We start from the raw sequence: 20206 nt of genomic DNA on the forward strand, positions 1-20206 counted from the left end.
GTGCAAGAGAGGCGATGTGGAAACATGACCACCGTGGGCGAGACCAGCGGTAAGGCCGGCACGGTGTCCGCCGCGGCCGGGGTGCCGCTGCACCGTCAGCTCTTTTTGGTCCTGCATGACGAGATCGACCGTGGCGTCCTGGCACCCGGCGACGCGTTACCCACCGAGCAGACGCTGTGCGACCAGTTCGGGGTTTCGCGGATCACGGTCCGCCGGGCGCTGGCAGACCTGGCCGAGCAGGGATACATCGAGCGCCGTCACGGTGTCGGTTCCTTCGTGCGCCGGCACGGTCCAGCGGATGTGTCGTCGCACGGAAGCTCCTACATGGAAGGGCTGCGGCAGACCCAATTCGAAACCGAGGTCGACGTCGTCGAGCTCGGTGTGCGGCGCCCGCCGCGGGCCGTCTCCGAAGCGCTCGAAACGTCCGACGATTTACTGCACATTGTGCGGGTGCGCCGGCAGCGCCGCACCGGCGAGCCGTTGCTCGTGACCGACGTGTGGCTGCCTCCCGGACTGGCCGACACCTTGACCGAGCCTGCGCTGCGACGCGCGCCGCTCTATGAACTGTTGTCGGACAACGGGATTGTGCCGGATCGGGTGCGGCACGAAATCACCGCCGAGATCGCCGGTCCGCGCAACGCACAACTACTCGACACGGCGATCGGCGCCGCGTTGCTGCGGGTCAACCGGCTGGTATTCGTGAGCGGCACACCACACCACCACCTGTCGGCGCTGTTGTCGCCGAGCCGAAGTCGAGTCCTGCTCAACCAGACGGCGGACGAACTTGAGGTCGCCGACGGTCTGACCATTGCTCATGATGTGGACCGGGGCGCCTCGCGGTCTTAGCTCGGCAGCGCCGCGTCGATGGCCATGGCATCCGGTGCGCAGTCACCGGCGCCGGGCACCAGCGTCGCCAGTGCGCCGGCGGCGCAGGCCCGCTGCAACGCCGCCAGCCGCTCGGCGCGCGAACCGGGGTGGGCCGGCCAGTTCGCGGCGAGCACTCCGGCGAAGACGTCGCCGGCACCGGTGGTGTCCACCGCTTTGACCGACGGTGCGGGTACCTGGAATTCGTCGTCACGACTGACGCAGCGGGCGCCGCGGGCGCCGAGGGTGGTCACCAAGTGGGTTGGGCGCCATGGCCATTCCTTCGCCTCGGCTTCGTTGGCAATCACCACGTCGGCCAATGACGCTAGTTCGGCCAATGAGTGTCGGTCGCGGGCGGCCGGCGAGGCGTTGACGATGACGACCGCCCCGGCCGACCTGGCTTCGCGTGCCGCAGTGATCGCCGTGGTCACCGGAATCTCCAACTGGGTCAACAACACGTCGCATTCGGTGATGGCCGCCGGTATCTCCGTCGCGTCCAACGTCAGCTGTCCGTTGGCGCCCGGCGCCACCACGATGGTGTTCTCCGCGCCGGCATCGACCACGACGACCGCCATGCCACTGGGCCCCGGCACCGTCACGGTTGCTTCCAGCCCAACACCGTTGGTCAGCAAGTGAGCCCGCAGCTGCTCGGCGGCAGCGTCATCGCCGAGGGCGCCGACGAACTGCACGGCGGCTCCCGCGCGCGACGCGGCCACCGCCTGATTGCCGCCCTTGCCGCCGGGTGCGTAGGTCAGTTGCGACGCCAGCACCGTCTCTCCCGGACGCGGCAGGGCATCCACGTCGACGGTGAGATCGAGGTTGACGCTGCCCACCACGCATACGCGTGCCATCTGGTCGACGTTAGTCGCGTCTGTCCTGCATTTTGGGCCATAGGCGCGGCGCGCAAACGCCAATATCTGCTCGTCCGCGCGCTACTCTGCTGCGTTAGCGATGCTGGATAGTTTCCGAGAAAGTGGGCCGCGTTGACATCGAGCGATCTGACGGACGCCGCTACCGCCGACGAACCTGCCTCGGCCCAGGACCCCGCGGCGCACAAGAGCGAGCACCACAAGGGTCAGAAACCGCACCGTCGCCGCTTTTTCCGGATCGGCATTCAGTCCAAGCTGTTGATGACGCTGCTGATCTGCAGCATCTTGTCGGTCTCCGTGGTTGGCCTGATCGGTGCCATCTCCGGGCGCAACGCCCTGCGACAGGTCGAAGCCGACCGGCTAACCGAATTGCGCGAGTCGCAGAAGCGGGAGCTGGAGGCCCTTTTCAAGCAGATGACGAATTCGCTGATCATCTACAGCGGCGGCTTCAGCATTATCCAGGCATTGGAGTCGCTCACCGCGGGATTCAACCAATTGGGCAACGCGACGATCACTCCTGCCCAGCAGGAGGCGCTCGTCAACTATTACAACAAAGACATGATCAATCCGATCAAGCGAATCACCGGTGAAACAATCGATATCAACGCGGTGATGCCGAGTTCGCCCGCGCAGAAATACCTTCAGGCCAACTACACGGCACCCCCTCGGGCGGCCGCCGACAAGTTGCCGCCCGTCGATGCCGGCGACGGCAGCGCCTGGTCGGCGGCCAACGCCCGCTTCGACTTCTATATGCGCGGCATCGTCACCCGCTTCGACTATCACGACGTACTGCTGCTGGATACGCAGGGCAATGTGGTCTATAGCGTGAACAAGGGCCCCGACCTCGGCACGAATGTTCTCACCGGCCCGTATCGCGAGTCCAAGCTGCGGGATGCCTACCAAAAAGCCTTGCGTTCCAACGACGTCGACTTCATCTGGATCACCGATTTCCAGCCCTACCAGCCGGCGCTGGATGCCCCGATAGGGTGGGTGGTGTCGCCGATCGGTTTGAACGGAAAGATAGACGGTGTCATGGCGTGGCCACTGCCGACCGCGAAGATCAACAGGATCATGACCGCCGACAGACAGTGGGAAGCCGCCGGCCTGGGTTCCTCGACCGAGTCATACCTGGTGGGGCCAGACAACTTGATGCGTTCGGATTCCCGCTTATTCATCGAGGATCCGCAGGAATATCGGCGCCAAGCGATCGCCAACGGGACTCCGGCCGACGACGTGAACCGGGCCATCGCGCTGGGCACCACGATCCTGTCGCAGCCGGTGCCGAGCGCGGGTGTACGTGCAGCTCAGCGCGGACAGACCGGAACCGTCACCGACACCGACTACACGGGCAATAGGGAGATGGAAGCCTACGCCCCGTTGAACGTGCCGAATTCCGATCTGCACTGGTCGATTCTGGTGACGCGCGACGACGCCGCCGCCTACGCGCGATTGGGGAGATTCAGCAAAACGCTGGTGGTTGGCGTGTCGGCGATGATCTTCACGGTGTGCGTGGCCGCGATGCTGCTCGCCCAGGTGCTGCTGCGGCCGGTGCGGCGGCTGCAGGCCGGAACGCAAAAGATCAGCTCCGGGGACTACGAGGTCAGCATCCCGGTCACATCGCGTGACGAAATCGGTGATCTCAGTGCGGCTTTCAACGAGATGAGCCGTAACCTGGCGATCAAGGAAGAGTTGCTCGCCGAGCAGCGCAAGGAAAATGACCGTCTGTTGCTGGCGCTGATGCCGGAGTCGGTGGTGCAGCAGTATCGCGAGGGCCAGGAGACCATCGCGCAAAAGCACCAGGACGTATCCGTCATCTTCGCCGACATCGTCGGCCTCGACGAGATGTCCAACGACATGACCGGTAACGAACTCGTCGAGATCGTCGACGATCTGTTCCGCCAGTTTGATTCGGCGGCCGAAGCCCTTGGGGTGGAACGGATCCGCACCTTCCACAACGGTTATCTGGCGAGCTGCGGGATGGTCACGCCACGACTGGACAGCATCCACCGAAGCGTGGAGTTCGCCCTCGAAATGCGCCAGATCATCGACCGGTTCAACGGCCAAACCGGCCACGAACTACGGCTTCGGGTCGGCATCAACACCGGCAACGTGGTGAGCGGGCTGGTGGGCCGATCGAGTCTGGTCTACGACATGTGGGGTGCCGCGGTCAGTACGGCCTACCAAATGCACAGCGGCTCACCGCAACCCGGTATCTACGTCACGGCGAAGGTGTACGAAGCGATGCATGACGTGCGGCAGTTCGCTGCGGCGGGCACGATTTCGGTCGGCGGTGTCGACCAGGCGATCTACCGACTATCGGAACGATGATGAACACTCTCCACGCGTCGTGGTTCTACTGGGCGGTCGGTGTCGCGCTCGGATTTCCGGCCATGGTCATCCTGCTCACCGAGCTACACCACGCCCTCGTTCGCAGGAATAGCCGGATGGCCCGGCAGGTCAGTCTGCTGCGCAATTACCTGCTGCCGCTTGGCTCCCTGTTGCTGTTGGTTGTCAACGCCGCGCAGGTCCCGGCCGGGGACCCGCTGGTCCGAATCCTGAGCACGGTCTTCGGATTTCTTGTGTTGGTATTGCTGTTGTCTGGGCTCAACGCCACCGTGTTCGAAAGCGCGCCGGAAGACAGCTGGCGCAAACGGCTGCCCACCATCTTCCTCGACGCCGCCCGGTTCGCACTGATCGGCATCGGGCTGACCTTGATCCTGTCTTACATCTGGGGTGTCCGGGTCGGCGGCCTCTTCACCGCTCTGGGCGTCACATCGGTCGTCATCGGCCTGATGCTGCAGAACTCCGTCGGCCAGATCGTGTCGGGCCTGTTCATGTTGTTCGAGCAGCCGTTCCGCATCAACGACTGGATAGACACGTCGACGGCACGGGGACGAATCGTCGAAGTGAACTGGCGTGCCGTGCACATCGAAACCGGCAGTGGCACGCGGATCACCCCGAACTCGGTGCTGGCCAGCCAGCCTTTCACCAACCTGAGCCGGCCGGCCGGCACGTACAAGGTGTCGATGAAGACCACTTTTTCGCTCGGTGACCCGCCCGAGCGGGTCTGCGCGATGCTGACCCGCGCCGCCAGCGCGTTGCCGCAGCTCAAGCCCGGTAGCGAGCCCCGCTCGGTGCCGATCGGGAACGGCGAATACTCGACGAGCATCCGGCTGAACTCACCGGCCGACGACGGTGCGGCGCGATCGACGTTTCTCCGCTGGATTTGGTACTCGTCGCGGCGCGAGGAGCTGCATCTCGACAACGCCGACGACGACTACTCGAGCAGGGAGCGGGTGGAGCACGCGTTGCGCACTGTGGTGGCGCCGGTGCTGCGGCTGGGCCTCGCCGATCAGCAGTCGCTGCATTCGAGTGCGCGGATCGTCCGCTACGGCGCCGACGAAATCGTGGAGTACGCCGGTCAGGTGCCGGCGGGGATGACGTTCCTGATCGCGGGGCGGGTGCGATTGACCGCTGTGGACAGCGACGGGGCAGTGGCGGAGATCAGCACCCTTGAGGCGGGTTCCTTTCTCGGGCTGACCGCGCTGACCCGGCAACCGAACCTCGCCAGTGCCCATGCGCTCGAAGAGGTAACCGCGCTGGAGCTCGATCGTGAACATGTGGAGAACCTGGTGATGCGGGAACCGTTGCTGCTACAGGACTTTGGCCAAGTTCTCGAGGAGCGGCAAAGCAAGGTGCGACAGGCGGGTCGCGGCGAGCGGGTCGGGTAGCCGGACGTCTACAGCAGGCCGCCTCACCTGACCGGGTCACGCCCTATACCCTGGATAAATGAGTCTGCAAGCACCATCGCGCCCGGACTTGCGCCAGGAGGTCCACGACGCCGCGCGGCGAGCCCGGATCGCATCGCGGGCGCTGGCGTTGCTGCCGACGGTTGCCAAAGATCAGGCGTTGAAATCCGCGGCCGATTCCATCGTTGCCAACACCGAGCAAATCCTCGCGGCCAACGCCGAAGATCTCAAGGCGGCCAGGGCTGTGGGCACCGCAGACGCGATGTTGGACCGGTTGGCTTTGAACGCCACGCGCGTCGAAGGGATCGCCGCCGGCCTGCGCCAAGTTGCCGGGCTGCCCGATCCGGTCGGTGAGGTGTTGCGCGGCTACTCGCTGCCCAATGGGCTGCAGCTACGTCAGCAGCGAGTTCCGCTAGGCGTGATCGGCATGATCTACGAGGGCCGGCCCAATGTCACTGTCGACGCCTTCGGCCTGGCGCTGAAGTCCGGCAATGCGGTCCTGCTGCGGGGCAGTTCGTCGGCGTGGCACTCCAATCAGGCGCTTGTCGAGGTCTTGCGGTCGGCGCTGCGCGCCGAAGACCTGCCCGTCGACGCCGTCCAGCTCATTTCGGCCGACGATCGCTCCACGGTGACGCACCTGATCCAAGCCCGTGGTCTGGTCGACGTGGCGATCCCGCGAGGGGGAGCGAGCCTGATCGACGCGGTGGTGCGGGACGCGCAGGTGCCTACCATCGAGACCGGTGTCGGCAATTGTCACGTGTACGTGCACGAGGGCGCCGACCTCGATGTGGCCGAACGAATTGTGCTGAACTCCAAGACCCGGCGACCCAGTGTCTGCAACGCAGCCGAGACCCTGCTGGTGGATGCCGCGATCGCTGGGGAGGCGCTGCCCAGACTGGTTGCCGCCCTTCAGGATTCGGGCGTGACGGTGCACCTGGACGCAAATGAGGACCACCTGCGCCGGGAATACCTGGCGATGGAGATCGCGGTCGCCGTCGTCGACGGGGTCGACGCCGCGATCGCCCACGTCAACGAGTATGGCACCGGCCACACCGAGGCGATCGTGACCAACAATGTGGCTGCCGCGCAACGGTTTACTGACGGAGTCGATGCGGCGGCCGTGATGGTCAACGCGTCGACGTCGTTCACCGACGGCGAGCAGTTCGGTTTCGGCGCCGAGATCGGCATCTCCACCCAGAAGCTACACGCGCGCGGCCCCATGGGGCTGCCCGAATTGACCTCGACCAAATGGATCGCTTGGGGCGACGGCCACATCCGTCCGACCTGAAATCCCCTCGACAACAACGCTTTAGGAGAATTCGATCGTGAGCGTGCCCGCCCGGCCCACGCCCCTTTTCGCCGACATCGACGACGTCTCGAAACGGCTTTCCGAGACCGGCTATCTGCCGGACACCGCGACCGCGACCGCGGTGTTCCTTGCCGACCGGCTCGGCAAGCCGCTGCTGGTGGAGGGCCCGGCCGGCGTCGGCAAGACCGAGCTGGCCCGTGCCGTCGCGCAGGCGACCGGTTCCGGCCTGATCCGGCTGCAATGTTACGAAGGCGTCGACGAGGCCCGGGCACTCTACGAGTGGAACCACGCCAAGCAGATCCTGCGCATCCAGGCCGGTTCGGGCGACTGGGAAGCGACCAAGACCGACGTGTTCAGCGAGGAATTCCTGCTGTCCCGCCCGCTGCTGACCGCCATCCGCCGCACCGAGCCAACGGTTTTGCTGATCGACGAGACCGACAAGGCCGACATCGAAATCGAGGGCCTGCTGCTCGAGGTGCTGTCCGACTTCGCGGTGACCGTGCCCGAATTGGGCACCATCACAGCGGAGCGCCAACCGCTCGTGGTGCTGACCTCCAACGCCACCCGCGAGTTGTCGGAGGCGCTCAAACGTCGCTGCCTGTTCCTGCACATCGACTTCCCCAGCCCCGATCTGGAACGCCGCATCTTGCTGTCCCGGGTTCCCGAGCTGCCCGCACACCTTGCCGAGGAGCTGGTGCGCATCATCGGCGTCATGCGGGGCATGCAGCTCAAAAAGGTGCCGTCCATCGCCGAGACCATCGACTGGGGCCGCACGCTGCTGGCGTTGGGTCTGGACACCATCGACGACGCGGTGGTCGCCCAAACGCTCGGTGTGGTGCTCAAGCACCAATCCGACCAGCAACGCGCGGCCGGGGAACTTAGGCTCAACTGATGGCCATCCGCCGCGTCCGCCCCTCCCGCCCGCTCGCTCCGCACGGGCTGCCGGGCCACTTGGTGGGATTCGTGGAAGCGCTTCGCGGAAGCGGGATTTCGGTGGGACCGTCGGAAACGGTAGACGCCGGTCGGGTGATGGCCACGCTCGGCCTGAGCGATCGTGAGGTGCTGCGTGAGGGCATCGCCTGCGCGGTGTTGCGCCGGCCCGACCATCGCGAGACCTACGACGCCATGTTCGACCTATGGTTCCCCGCGGCAATGGGCGCACGCTCGGTCGTGGTGGACGAGGAGGCCGGTGACCCGCCCGACGACGCGTTGCCACAGGACGACGTCGAGGCGATGCGCCAGATGCTGGCGGATCTGCTCGCCGACAACCCCGACCTCGCCGACATGGACGAACGCCTGGTTGCCATGATCGCGCGGATCGTGGAGGCCTACGGCAAGTACAGCTCCAGCCGCGGCCCGTCGTTCTCGTCGTATCAGGCGCTCAAGGCGATGGCGCTGGACGAACTGGAGGGCAAGTTGCTGGCGGGGCTGCTCGCCCCCTACGGCGACGAGCCCACCCCGACACAAGAGCAGATCGCCAAGGCGCTTGCCGCGCAGAGGATTTCCCAGATACGCAAACTGGTCGATGCCGAGACCAAGCGGCGCACCGCCGAGCAACTTGGCCGCGACCACGTCCAGATGTACGGCATCCCACAGCTTTCGGAGAACGTCGAGTTTCTGCGCGCCTCCGGTGACCAGCTGCGCCAGATGCAACGCGTCGTCTCTCCACTGGCCCGTACCCTGGCGACCCGGCTGGCGGCCCGCCGCCGACGCAGCCGCGCCGGGGTGATCGATATGCGCAAGACGCTGCGCAAGTCCATGTCCACCGGCGGTGTGCCGATCGACGTGGTGCTGGCCAAACCTCGTCCGGCGCGGCCGGAGCTGGTGGTGCTCTGCGACGTCTCGGGCTCGGTCGCCGGCTTCAGCCACTTCACCCTGCTGCTGGTACATGCTCTGCGGCAACAGTTTTCGCGGGTCCGCGTGTTCGCCTTCATCGACACGACCGACGAGGTGACGCACATGTTCGGCCCGGAAGCCGATCTGGCCGTGGCGATTCAGCGGATCACCCGCGAGGCCGGCGTGTACAGCCGGGACGGCCACTCCGATTACGGCAACGCGTTCGTCTCGTTCGTGCAGGCCAATCCCGGCGTGCTGTCGCCGCGCAGCTCGCTGTTGGTGCTCGGCGACGGCCGCACCAACTACCGCGACCCGGCCCTCGACGTACTCGAAGACATGGTCACCGCGAGCCGGCACGCGCACTGGCTCAACCCCGAGCCCAAACACCTGTGGGGCAGCGGCGACTCGGCGGTGCCGCGCTATCAAGACGTCATCACCATGCACGAATGCCGTTCGGCCAAACAGCTCGCCGCCGTCATCGACCAACTGCTGCCGGTGTGACGGTTTGCCCGGTTGCGGACGCGGCTGGTCACATCAGCCACACCGGCCTCCGGCGCTAGAGACTGGTGTGGTGCATGTGACGACAGCGTGGCGACGTGTCGCCGACGTGGCCCGGTAAGCTGGCAAATCGTGCAAAAGGGCCGTCGCAGGGTCGGAGTCATGGGTGGGACGTTCGACCCCATCCACTACGGGCACCTGGTCGCCGCCAGCGAGGTGGCCGACCTGTTCCACCTCGACGAAGTGGTGTTCGTGCCCAGCGGTCAGCCCTGGCAGAAGTCCCGGCAGGTCTCTGCCGCCGAGGACCGGTATCTGATGACGGTGATCGCCACCGCCTCCAATCCCCGCTTCTCGGTGAGCCGCGTCGATATCGACCGCGGCGGCCCGACTTACACCAAGGACACACTGCGCGATCTGCATGCGCTGAACCCGGATTCCGAGCTGTTCTTCATCACCGGCGCCGACGCGCTGTCGTCGATCTTGTCGTGGCAGGGCTGGGAGGTGCTGTTCGAGTTGGCGCGGTTCGTCGGGGTGAGCCGGCCCGGATACGAGCTGCACGACGAGCACATCACCGAGGTCCTGGGGGAGCTGGCCAAAGACGCGTTGACCCTCGTCGAGATCCCTGCCCTGGCGATCTCGTCGACCGACTGCCGTCAGCGTGCCGAGGCGCGGCGGCCGCTCTGGTACCTGATGCCCGACGGCGTCGTGCAATACGTGTCCAAGCGCCGGCTCTATCGGGAACCCCGCGACGGAGAGGCCAGCGCCACGATAGCCCCGACCTCGAACCAGAGTGAGTCCACACTGGCCACCGGAAACAACACGTGAGCGCCACCCAGGAAGCCATCGACATGGCCACCGTGGCCGCCAGCGCGGCGGCCGCCAAGCTCGCCGACGACGTCATCGTCATCGATGTCTCCGGGCAACTGGTGATCACCGACTGCTTCGTGATCGCGTCGGCCTCCAACGAGCGCCAAGTCAACGCCATCGTCGACGAGGTCGAGGAGAAGATGCGCGAAGCCGGCTACAAGCCAGCACGGCGCGAAGGTACCCGGGAAGGCCGTTGGACACTGCTGGATTATCGCGACATCGTCGTGCACATCCAGCATCAGGACGACCGCAACTTCTATGCCCTGGATCGGCTGTGGGGCGATTGCCCAGTGGTGCCAGTCGATTTGGCCGACGAGTCGGGCAGCTCCGCCGACTCCGCGAGTGCGCCATGAGGATTCGTCGTCTGGTGATGTTGCGCCATGGGCAGACCGACTTCAACGCCGGTAGCCGGATGCAGGGACAGCTGGATTCCGCGCTCACCGAACTGGGCCGCGCCCAGGCGGTCGCCGCCGCCGAAGTGCTCGGCAAGCTGCAGCCATTGCTCATCGTGTCGTCGGATCTGCATCGCGCCTACGACACGGCGATCAAACTGGGGGAGCGGACCGGGCTGCGCGTGCGGGTGGACGAACGACTCCGCGAGACCCACCTCGGCGATTGGCAGGGCTTGACGCACACCGAAGTCGACGCCGTGGCCCCCGGGGCCCGAGCGGCGTGGCGCGACGACGCGACCTGGGCACCCCATGGTGGGGAAAGCAGAGTCGACGTCGCCGCGCGCAGCGAGCCGCTGGTCAAGGAGTTGGTGTCCGGGGAACCGGAGTGGGGTGAGGCGGGCGAACCCGACCGGCCGGTGGTGCTGGTGGCTCATGGCGGCCTGATCGCGGCGTTGGCGGCTGCGCTGCTGAGACTTCCGGTCGCCAACTGGCCGATCCTGGGCGGCATGGGCAATGCTAGCTGGGTGCAGCTCTCCGGCCACTCCGACGATGCCGACGACTTCGACGGTATCCGTTGGCGTCTGGACGTGTGGAATGCCTCGGCGCAGGTCTCCAACGATGTGCTCTGACGTACGACCCACGCTGTTGGTGTTCGCCGATTCGCTCGCCTACTACGGGCCGACCGGAGGCTTGCCCGCCGACGATCCGCGTATCTGGCCCAATATCGTTGCCTCGCAACTGGGTTGGGATCTGGAGTTGATCGGCCGCATCGGCTGGACCTGCCGCGACGTGTGGTGGGCGGCGACGCAAGATCCGCGGGCCTGGGCGGCGCTGCCGAGGGCGGGCGCGGTGATATTCGCCACCGGCGGCATGGATTCGCTGCCGTCGGTGCTGCCGACCGCGTTGCGTGAGCTGATCCGCTATGTGCGGCCGCCATGGTTGCGGCGCTGGGCCCGCGACGGCTATGGGTGGCTGCAGCCGAGGCTGTCGCCGGTCGCGCGGGCCGCGCTGCCGCCGCACCTGAGCGCCGAATACCTCGAACAGACCCGTGGCGCAATCGATTTCAACAGGCCCGGCATCCCGATCGTGGCTTCGTTGCCGTCGGTGCATATCGCCGAGACCTACGGCAAGGCCCATCACGGTCGGGCGGGCACCGTCGCGGCGATTACCCAGTGGGCGCAGGACCACGACGTTCCCCTGGTGGATCTCAAAGCCGCCGTGGCCGAGCAGGTGATGAGCGGACGGGGTAACCCCGACGGCATTCACTGGAATTTCGAGGCCCACCAGGCGGTCGCGGAGCTGATGCTCAAAGCGCTTGCCGAAGCCGGGGTTTCGAACGAGAAGCCGCGCGGCTGACCGATGTCCGTCGTGGTCGTGACCGATGCATCGTCGCGCCTTCCGGCCGATCTGCTCGACAAGTGGGCGATACGCGTTGTCCCGCTGCACATCTTGCTTGATGGCCACGACCTGCGCGACGGTGTGGACGAGATTCCCGACGTCGTCTACCAACATCACGCCACTACAGCGGCGGCCACTCCCGCCGAGCTTGCGGCCGCCTATCGCGCGGCCTTAGCCGACGCCGATGCCGTTGTGGCAGTGCATATTTCGTCGGCGCTCTCGGGCACATACGGCGTGGCCCAGCGGATCGCGGCCGAGCTCGGGCCCGCGGTGCGGGTAATCGACTCGAAATCGGCGGCGATGGGCACCGGCTTTGTCGCACTGGCCGCCGCTCGCGCGGCGGCGGCGGGCGGTGACCTAGATGCCGTTGCGGACGCCGCGAACTCGGCGATCGGCCGCAGTCACGCCTTCATCGTGGTGCACGGGCTGGACAACCTGCGCCGCAGTGGCCGGATCGGTGGCGCCAAGGCCTGGCTCGGTACCGCGCTTGCGCTGAAGCCGCTGCTGCGCATCGAGGACGGCAAACTTGTTCTAGCCCAACGGGTTCGCACTGTCACCAAGGCGACTGCGGCGATGATCGACTGGGTCTGCGAGGTGGTGGGCGACGAGGCCGCGGCGCTGGCGGTGCACCACGTCGTCAACCCCGACGGCGCGAACGAGGTGGCGGCCGCGCTGGCGCGCCGGCTGCCGGCCTGCGAGCCGGCGATCATCACGCCGCTGGGGCCGGTTCTTGGGGTGCACGTCGGCACCGGGGCGGTCGCCGTCTGCGTGGCGCTACCGAAGGCCTAGGCCGACACTGGCTTTCGGCCGTAGTCGCCGCGCGGGTGGACAACTTGCGGCCACCAGAACCAACGTCCGAGCAGGGTCGCGATCGACGGCATCAACAATGTGCGCACGATCAACGTGTCCAGCAGCAGACCGATACACACCGTGGACCCGAACTGTCCGAGCACCCGCAGGTCGCTGCCGAGCATGGACGCCATGGTGAAGGCGAACACCAGACCCGCGGCCGTGACCACCCCGCCGGTGCCGGCCATCGACCGGATGATTCCGGTTTTGAGTCCGTGATGGATCTCTTCCCTGAATCGGGAGACCAGCAGCAGGTTGTAGTCAGACCCGACGGCCAACAGGATGATGACCGACAGCGCCATCACGATCCAGTGGATTCTGATGCCGAACAGATCCTGCCAAATCAACACCGACAGACCGAATGACGCGGCGATCGAGCTGGCCGCGGTGCCGACGATCACCAGTGCGGCAACCACACTCCTGGTGAGCAGCAACATGATCATGAAGATCAGCGTCAGCGCCGAGACCACGGCGATCATCAGGTCGTATTTCTCACCGTCGGCCATGTCCCGGAATGTCGCGGCGGTTCCGCCCAGATACACCCGGGCATCCGACAGCGAGGACTGCTTCAACCCTTCCTGCGCGGCGGTGCGCTCCGCATCGACCCGCGCAATGCCCTCCGGCGACATCGGATCACCCTGATGGGTGATGAAGAAACGCGCCGACTTCCCGTCCGGCGACAAGAACATCCGCAGGCCCGTCTGGAAGTCCGGGTTCTGGAAGGCTTCCGGTGGCAGGTAGAAGAAGTCGTCGTTCTTCGACGTGTCGAAGCTTTGACCCATCACGATCGCGGTGTTGCTCATCGCCTCCATCTGATCGATCATCGCCTTGAACGTCTGGTAGAGCGTCAGCGTGATGCCCCTGGTGGTCTTCAGCGTTGTGATCAGCGTGGGAAACAGCGAAGTCAGGTCGCGTGATGCTTTTGCGGTGTGCTGGATGTCGGTCGTCAAATAGTGGAATTGCTCGGCCAGTTGGTCGAACCCGTCGAACGTGTCGAAAAGGGACCGCAGCCCGATGCACACGGGAATGTCGTAGCAGTGCTTCTCCCAGTAGAAGTACGTGCGCACCGGCCTGAAGGTGTCGTCGAAATCCGCGATGTGGTCGCGCAAGCTATCGGTGATCTGCGACGTCACCGCCGTGGTCCGTGCGCTGTCGTCGGCGGCATTGGCCAGGTCTAGCGACACCTCGTACTGGCGCTGCGTGGTTTCGATCTGCGTCTGCAGGTCGTCGGCCATCCTGAGGATGTCGGCGATGCGCTCCTTCAGAAAGCCCATGTTCTGCATCGTCGTCTGACTCTGAATGCTGTTCTGGAACGGAATCGAGCTGTGCTGGATCGGAATGCCCAGTGGCCGGGTGATGTCCTGGACCATCGCGATGCCGAGCGTGCGCATCTCATTTTTCGCCACCCTGTCCAACACCAACATGTCGGCCGGATTCCGCATGTCATGGTCGGACTCGACCATCAACAAGTCGGGATTCATCCGTGCCTCGGAGAAATGCCGATTCGCGGCCTCTTGCCCTTGATTGGACGGGGCCGACAACGGCAGGTAATGGCGGTCGTTGTAGCTCGTCTTGAAGCTTGGCAGGGCCACCATGCCGACCATCACGACCGCGGCACTGACGGCCAAAATCGGTGCGGGCCAACGCACCACGGCGGTGCCCACCCGGCGCCACAGCCGCCCACGTTTGGCCTGCTTTTCGAACATGTGAAAGCGGCTGCCGACGAACACGACCGCGGGGCCCAGCGTCAGGCCGGCGGCCACCACGACCAGCATGCCGATCGCCACGGGCGCGCCCATGGTGTTGAACCACGGTAGCCGCGAAAAACTCAGGCAGTAGGTGGCGCCCGCAATCGTCAGGCCAGAGCCCAGGACCACCGGGGCGACGCCCTTGAATGTGGTGTAGTACGCGGTTTCTCGATCCTCGCCGGCGGCTATGGCCTCTTGATAGCGGCCGACGAGGAAGATGCCGTAGTCGGTTCCGGCGGCGATCGCCAGCATGGTGAGGATGTTGGCGGCGAACGTGGTGAGGCCAAATGCGTTGTTGTAGGCCAGAACCGCGACGACGCCTCGCGAGCACGCCAGCGCCACAAAGGTCATGAAGAGCTGGATCAGCGTGGTGGAGACGGACCGGTAGACCAGCAGCAACATGATCGCGATGGCACCCAGGGTGAACAGCGTGATCGTGGCCAGGCTGGCGTTGCCGATGATGTGCATGTCGTCGGAGAGCGCCGCGGGACCGGTGACGTAGGCCTTCACGCCGGGCGGCGCCTTGTTCTCCTCGATGACCTTGCGGACGGCATCCACGGACTCGTTCGCCAGCGTGGTGCCCTGATTACCGGCGAGGTTCACCTGTACGTACGCAGCCTTGCCGTCGGCGCTCTGCGCGCCCGCCGCCGTTAGCCGGTCTCCCCAGAAGTCCTGGATGTGCTGGATGTGTTTGGGATCCTGGCGCAGCTCGCGGATCATCTTGTCGTAGTACTGATGCGCATCCTGGCCCAGGGGTTGCTGGCCTTCGAGCACGATCATCACGGTGCTGTTGGAGTCGAACTCGTGGAAGTTGTGGCCCATCCGCATCATCGCCTTCATCGACGGCGCGTCCAGGGGCGTCATCGGCGCCGAGTGCGCTTCGCCGACGACTTCCAGGGTGGGGACCAGGACGTTCACCAGCACCGTCACGACCACCCAGGCCACGATGATCGGTATCGCGAAAATGCGGATGGCGTGGGGGAGGTATGGCCAGTGACCGCGCCGCGCTTTAGCTTCTTGGGTACTGATCGGGCCGGTGTCCTCGGCGCTCAGGTCACGTCTGTGGTCGGTCTTGTTGTTGATGTCGGTCATGCGGACTTCACCAGGCAGAAGGTCTGGGCGTTATGGCCGTCGGAGTCCTGCTGATCGCGGACCACACCATCTACGGTGATCTTGCAGGTGATTCTGCTGCCGTCGCTTTGCGCCATGATGTTGGCGCTCACCGCCGGCAGCGTGGTGGAGAGGGTGGTCGACCACGGCAGCGGTGCATTGTTCACCTGGTGGGTGTTGGCGTCCGCGTCCCAGTAGTTGATGTTCGCGGTGGCGCCCGGCGGGCCGGAGATGTCGTAGACGACGACCTTCGGATTGAACTGCACGATCTCGATCCCCTTGCCCGCGTTCGCGTTGAGGTCCTGAGAGCCGAATATCTTGTGCAGCCTCGACACCACCAAGGTCGACACGGCCAGCACCACCACCAAGAGCAGAGGTATCCATGCCTTTTTGACTGCCCGAGTGATCACACCCGACCTTGACGCAGTCGCCAACTCAACCGCCTCCCGCTCGCCCCTGCGGAGCACCGCCGCCGACAACATTAGTTGTCGGCAAAATATATTGCTCGGCTAAGTACTGTAAACCTTAAGGCACGTAACCGTTCCTCCGGGGGCCGCCTCTGTGGCAGACACCATATGTTCAGGCTCTGACACGGCCGGTCACCGGCGGCAAATCGGCAAGCGTCACTATCCCGGGTTTGGCAGCGACCACTGCCGGGACTGCATTGGTAACCGGCATCGCGGTGTAGATCATTCCCAGCCCCATGAATCCGGGCTCCGTCCAGTCCTTGGGTGGCAGGCAGTGCAGGACGGTACGCATGTTGGGAGACCCGAAGACCTGGATGACGTGGCCGTGCTCGAGCGGCTTGGGCGGGTCGACGTGGTTGCCCATGGTCCAGTTGAATCCGACACTGACGATGTTGCGGTCGCCCTGCCAGCCCCGGTGGAATCCGTAGACGCCGCCGACCGTTCCCGAGGGGATCTTCATGAAGCCCAAATCGGAGTCGCCGGTCGCGGCGGTGAACGTGACGTCAAACGTCATTTTGTCCAGCTTTGCCCCTATCGCGTCGGCCATCATCGCTGCCGATTCCGCGAACACCTCGCTTTCCCGGCGAACGTTCTCCGCCAGCCCAGGGGTGTCGGGATCCTGCGAGAAGCCCATCGCCGTCTGCGTCTCGGCCGACTCGTACGTCGAGCAGTCCACCGACTCGGTGATCCGGATCTCGTCGACACGCTCGCAGGAGCCAGACAGCACCATGCCGACCATGTTTGTCATCCCGGGGTGGGCGCCACTGCCGAAGATCGTCGAATTGCCCCGTTCGCAGGCCGTCAGGATGCGTTGCCGATCCTCCGGCGTTTGTTTGCCGCCGGTGATCCAGGCCGCGCTCGAGCACACGTTTACGCCCGATTCCAAGAGGCGCACCAACTCGTCGACGTTGGGCCACAGCGGGTTGTAGCAGCAGGCGTCGGGGTGCAGCGCGATCAGCGCGTCGATGTCGTTGGTCGCGAGCACGCCGGTCGGCTCCGGCCAGCCCGAGAGTTCGGCGGCGTCGACGCCGACCTTGTCTGCCCCGTGGGCATATACGCCGACCAGCTCCATGTCGGGCCGGCCGATGATGGCATGCAGCGACCGCCGCCCGATGTTCCCGGTCGTCCACTGGATCACACGTAACGGACGATCTGGGCTGGTTGTGGTCATGGAGGCTCCTTTGCCGGATGCGGGTTGACTCATTATGCGAACTGCGGTTGGCGGCCGTTACCCCCCGTACCAGCCACCGGGAAATTCCCGGGGCTGCTGTGCGTGGGGGCGCCTCACGGGTCGACGCCAGCCGCGGTCGAACCGGTTGCGCGGCAAGGAATTCACCTGCCACACCGCCTTCGGTCAGGCGGTGATATCCAGGCCGGAAATGACCTTGGTCGGGTGGACCCGCACCACCAGTTCGCCGTCGACGGCGTTGCGGCGGCCGAACTCCTCGGCCCGATCGGCGCCCATATACCGCGCGCCGGCGCGGGTCGCGATGTCCAGCACGTCCTGCGCATCGTCTGTCAGCGTCGCGACACCTTGCACCTGCACGAACGAATAGGGCGGGTGCGGGTCGTCGACACAGATCACAACCCGCGAATCACGTTTTATCGCACGGCCTTTCGAGGTGTCACGGCCGGTGTTGAACACCAGCTGGCCGTCGTCGACGACGAACCACACCGGGGCGACCAGCGGGCGGCCGTCGGCGGCCACGTAACCCAGCATGCCGGTGCGGGTGCCAGCCGATAGGAATTCGACGACCCGGTCCGACAGTTCGGCCATGCCGCTACAGCCGGGCCAGGTCGTAGTCGCCGATGTGGTCGATCAGGTTGTGCAGGTGGTCGCCCGAGGTGCCCAGGGTCTGCTCGATAGCGGTGAGCCGGGCCGCATAGTGAGCGACCGGATATTCGGCGGTCACACCGATGCCGCCGTGTAGCTGGATCGACTCCTGCGCGATATGCCGGCCCGAGCGGCCGATCTGCAGCTTGGCCCGCGAGGCGATCACCGGGTCGAGGTTGCCGTCGGCGATCGACATCGCCGCGTACAGGCCCATGCTGCGGGCCAATTCCAGCGAGACGTACATGTCGGCGGCGCGCTGTGTGAGCGCCTGAAACTTGTTCAGCGTGACGCCGAACTGCTTGCGGGTCTTCAGGTAATCGGTGGTGAGGCGCAGTGCTTCTTCCATCGCCCCGACCGCTTCGGAGCACAACGCGGACTGGATGCGGATGACGGCGTCGCTGATCGCGCGGGACACGTCGACCGCGTCGCCCAGCGGCTCGGCGGGCGCGGAGTCCAGGTCGATCTGGGCGCCGCGCTGCCCGTCGAAGGTCGGATACGCATGACGGGTCACCCCGCTGTTGTCCTGCGACGCGTCGACCAGGAACAGGCCGTTGCCGCCGTCCGGCAACGCGGCACTGACCACCAGGGTGTCGGCGCAGTCACCGGCCAGCACCGGATTCTTGCGTCCGCTCAGCGTCCATGAATTGCCTTGCTGAACAGCCTCGGTCGCGACGGCCTTGGCCAGATCACGCTGCTTGGGTTCGAGGTGGGCGAACGCCAGCAGTCGCTGGCCGGCCGCGACCTCGTCGAGCTGTTGTTTCTGGGCGTCGGTGCCCAGTTCGGCGATCAGCGCGCCGGGCCCCAGTGCGGCGTGCAGGATCGGTTCGGGGGCCAGCCGGCGGCCGACCTCGGTCAGCACGACGGCGATCTCGAGCTGGCCCGACTCGTCGGGATCGAAGCCCAGGCCGAGAATCCCGGTGTCGGCCAGCTGACTCCACACCTCGCGGCTCCAGCCGAGATCGGTGCCGATGACCTTGTTGCGGCTTTCCGGGTCGTAGGTCCGCGACAACAGGTCGCGGGTGGTGTCGCGGAGCAGTGCCTGCTCGTCGCTCAGTTGAAAGTCCATGGCTGCCTCACAATCCGAGAATGGTGGACGCGATGATGTTGCGCTGCACTTCGCTGCTGCCGCCGTAAATCGACGTCTTGCGGTAGTTGAGGTAACGCGGCGCACTGCCCTGCGCCCACACCGGCGACGAGATGTCTTCGCCGTCGGCGGGCAGGGCGTCGGGGCCGGCCGCCTCGACCAGCAGTTCGGTGGCGATCTGCTGTAACTGGCTGCCGCGCAGCTTGAGCACCGACGACGCCGGGTTGGGCTCCCCGTCGGCGGAGTCCGACACGACCCGCGCCTGCGTGAGTTCCAGTGCCAGCAGCTCGTTTTCGGCCTCGGCCAGCTTCGCTGCGAACAGCGGATCGCTGAGCACCCCCGATTCCTCGGCGAACTTCTTCACCTCGGCGAGGCGCACTTTGGTCCGCCCCACCCCGGCGATGCCGGTGCGCTCGTTGCCCAACAGGAATTTCGCGTATGTCCAGCCCTGATTCTCTTGCCCGACAAGTTGATTCGCGGGCACTCGGACGTCGGAGAAGAACAGCTCGTTGACCTCGTGGCCGCCGTCGATCGTCTTGATGGGCCGCAGGGTGATGCCCGGCGTCTTCATGTCGAAGAGCAGAAACGAGATTCCGGCCTGACGCTTGGGCGCCTGCGGGTCGGTGCGAACCAGGCAGAAAATCCAGTCCGCATACTGGCCGAGCGTGGTCCAGGTTTTCTGGCCGTTGACGACATAGCTGTCGCCGTCGCGGACGGCGGTGGTGCGCAGCGACGCCAGGTCCGAGCCCGCCTCGGGCTCGGAAAATCCTTGGCACCACCAGATGTCGAGGTTGGCCGTCGGCGGCAGGAAGCGCTGTTTGATCTCCTCCGAACCGAATTCGGCGATCACCGGGCCCACCATTTTGGTGTTGAAGTTCAGCGGTTCCGGGACGCACGCCAGCTGCATCTCGTCGGCCCAGATCTGGTGCTGGGTGGGCGTCCAGTCCTTGCCGCCCCACTCGACCGGCCAGTTCGGTACCGCCAGGCCGTGCTCGTGCAGGATTTTGTGGGAGGTGACGATGTCGTCGTGGACCACTTCCGCCGACCCCGCGCGTACCCGGTCGCGCATCTCCTGAGGAATCTTCGTCGTGTAAATGCTGCGAAGTTCGTCGCGGAACGCGGCTTCCTCCGACGTGAGGGCCAGTTGCATGGCCGTCTCCTTTCCCTGGGGAGTGAACGTGGCGACCGCTTTTCGACGATGAGCGTCTCGTTCTGCTTTCCATCTTGACCTATCGGCCGCTGAGCTTGTGCACAGCCTCCAGTTAGTCCACAGGAGGCCGCGTGGACGCGGTCGGCCGGGCCCGTCGTGGCGATGGGCGCACCTAACGTCGG

Annotated in this window: 18 protein-coding genes; 11 read left to right on the plus strand and 7 right to left on the minus strand. The window is 65.6% G+C overall.

Annotated features, from left to right (window positions below):
• Positions 1-24: 24 nt before the first annotated feature.
• Positions 25-846 carry a GntR family transcriptional regulator gene (locus MNAB215_RS19850; RefSeq protein ID WP_077080323.1) on the plus strand — a complete coding sequence of 274 codons (822 nt, stop codon included), beginning with the start codon at positions 25-27 and terminating at the stop codon, positions 844-846.
• Here MNAB215_RS19850 and MNAB215_RS19855 read toward each other — a convergent pair.
• Positions 843-1715 (minus strand): ribokinase, encoded by an 873-nt coding sequence (locus tag MNAB215_RS19855; protein ID WP_077080324.1) that lies wholly within the window; start codon positions 1713-1715, stop codon positions 843-845. The genes MNAB215_RS19850 and MNAB215_RS19855 overlap by 4 nt on opposite strands.
• A gap of 132 nt (positions 1716-1847) precedes the next feature.
• Here MNAB215_RS19855 and MNAB215_RS19860 point away from each other — a divergent pair, with 132 nt between their 5' ends.
• From MNAB215_RS19860 to MNAB215_RS19905, 10 genes are all read left to right on the plus strand, one after another.
• Entirely contained in the window at positions 1848-4061 is a 2214-nt protein-coding gene (locus MNAB215_RS19860; RefSeq protein ID WP_077080325.1) for an adenylate/guanylate cyclase domain-containing protein, read from the plus strand.
• A complete protein-coding gene (locus MNAB215_RS19865) occupies positions 4061-5464 on the plus strand; it encodes a mechanosensitive ion channel family protein (RefSeq protein ID WP_077080326.1) in 1404 nt (467 codons plus the stop codon). The genes MNAB215_RS19860 and MNAB215_RS19865 overlap by 1 nt, the downstream gene beginning before the upstream one ends.
• Before the next feature lie 58 nt (positions 5465-5522).
• A complete protein-coding gene (locus MNAB215_RS19870; RefSeq protein WP_077080327.1) occupies positions 5523-6770 on the plus strand; it encodes a glutamate-5-semialdehyde dehydrogenase in 1248 nt (415 codons plus the stop codon).
• 37 nt (positions 6771-6807) lie between these two features.
• Positions 6808-7683 carry an AAA family ATPase gene (locus MNAB215_RS19875; protein ID WP_077080328.1) on the plus strand — a complete coding sequence of 292 codons (876 nt, stop codon included), beginning with the start codon at positions 6808-6810 and terminating at the stop codon, positions 7681-7683.
• Positions 7683-9128 (plus strand): vWA domain-containing protein, encoded by a 1446-nt coding sequence (locus MNAB215_RS19880; protein WP_077080329.1) that lies wholly within the window; start codon positions 7683-7685, stop codon positions 9126-9128. The genes MNAB215_RS19875 and MNAB215_RS19880 overlap by 1 nt, the downstream gene beginning before the upstream one ends.
• 159 nt (positions 9129-9287) lie before the next feature.
• A complete protein-coding gene (gene nadD, locus MNAB215_RS19885; RefSeq protein ID WP_245830358.1) occupies positions 9288-9950 on the plus strand; it encodes a nicotinate-nucleotide adenylyltransferase in 663 nt (220 codons plus the stop codon).
• A complete protein-coding gene (gene rsfS / locus MNAB215_RS19890; protein WP_077080331.1) occupies positions 9947-10345 on the plus strand; it encodes a ribosome silencing factor in 399 nt (132 codons plus the stop codon). Before nadD ends, rsfS begins: the two co-directional genes overlap by 4 nt.
• Positions 10342-11013 (plus strand): glucosyl-3-phosphoglycerate phosphatase, encoded by a 672-nt coding sequence (gpgP, locus tag MNAB215_RS19895; RefSeq protein ID WP_077080332.1) that lies wholly within the window; start codon positions 10342-10344, stop codon positions 11011-11013. The genes rsfS and gpgP overlap by 4 nt, the downstream gene beginning before the upstream one ends.
• The gene (gene octT / locus MNAB215_RS19900; protein WP_077080333.1) at positions 11003-11740 is read left to right on the plus strand and encodes a diglucosylglycerate octanoyltransferase; all 738 of its coding nucleotides are present in this window, start codon (positions 11003-11005) and stop codon (positions 11738-11740) included. The genes gpgP and octT overlap by 11 nt, the downstream gene beginning before the upstream one ends.
• Before the next feature lie 3 nt (positions 11741-11743).
• The gene (locus tag MNAB215_RS19905; protein WP_077080334.1) at positions 11744-12571 is read left to right on the plus strand and encodes a DegV family protein; all 828 of its coding nucleotides are present in this window, start codon (positions 11744-11746) and stop codon (positions 12569-12571) included.
• Here MNAB215_RS19905 and MNAB215_RS19910 read toward each other — a convergent pair.
• The 6 genes from MNAB215_RS19910 to MNAB215_RS19935 all read right to left on the minus strand — a co-directional run bounded on the left by MNAB215_RS19910 (position 12568) and on the right by MNAB215_RS19935 (position 20024).
• Positions 12568-15471 carry an MMPL/RND family transporter gene (locus MNAB215_RS19910; RefSeq protein ID WP_077080335.1) on the minus strand — a complete coding sequence of 968 codons (2904 nt, stop codon included), beginning with the start codon at positions 15469-15471 and terminating at the stop codon, positions 12568-12570. The genes MNAB215_RS19905 and MNAB215_RS19910 overlap by 4 nt on opposite strands.
• Complete coding sequence (locus tag MNAB215_RS19915; protein ID WP_077082174.1) at positions 15468-15896, minus strand: MmpS family transport accessory protein; 429 nt, start codon at positions 15894-15896, stop codon at positions 15468-15470. Before MNAB215_RS19915 ends, MNAB215_RS19910 begins: the two co-directional genes overlap by 4 nt.
• A gap of 172 nt (positions 15897-16068) precedes the next feature.
• Positions 16069-17127 carry an NAD(P)H-dependent amine dehydrogenase family protein gene (locus MNAB215_RS19920; protein ID WP_077080336.1) on the minus strand — a complete coding sequence of 353 codons (1059 nt, stop codon included), beginning with the start codon at positions 17125-17127 and terminating at the stop codon, positions 16069-16071.
• A 183-nt stretch (positions 17128-17310) separates the two neighbouring features.
• Positions 17311-17733 carry a PPOX class F420-dependent oxidoreductase gene (locus MNAB215_RS19925; protein ID WP_077080337.1) on the minus strand — a complete coding sequence of 141 codons (423 nt, stop codon included), beginning with the start codon at positions 17731-17733 and terminating at the stop codon, positions 17311-17313.
• Positions 17734-17737: 4 nt separating this feature from the next.
• Positions 17738-18856, minus strand: coding sequence for an acyl-CoA dehydrogenase family protein (locus MNAB215_RS19930; protein ID WP_077080338.1), 1119 nt, complete (start codon positions 18854-18856; stop codon positions 17738-17740).
• 7 nt (positions 18857-18863) lie between these two features.
• Positions 18864-20024 (minus strand): acyl-CoA dehydrogenase family protein, encoded by a 1161-nt coding sequence (locus MNAB215_RS19935; protein WP_077080339.1) that lies wholly within the window; start codon positions 20022-20024, stop codon positions 18864-18866.
• Positions 20025-20206 lie beyond the last annotated feature (182 nt).

This window comes from Mycobacterium numidiamassiliense (assembly GCF_900157365.1).
GTDB lineage: Bacteria > Actinomycetota > Actinomycetes > Mycobacteriales > Mycobacteriaceae > Mycobacterium > Mycobacterium numidiamassiliense.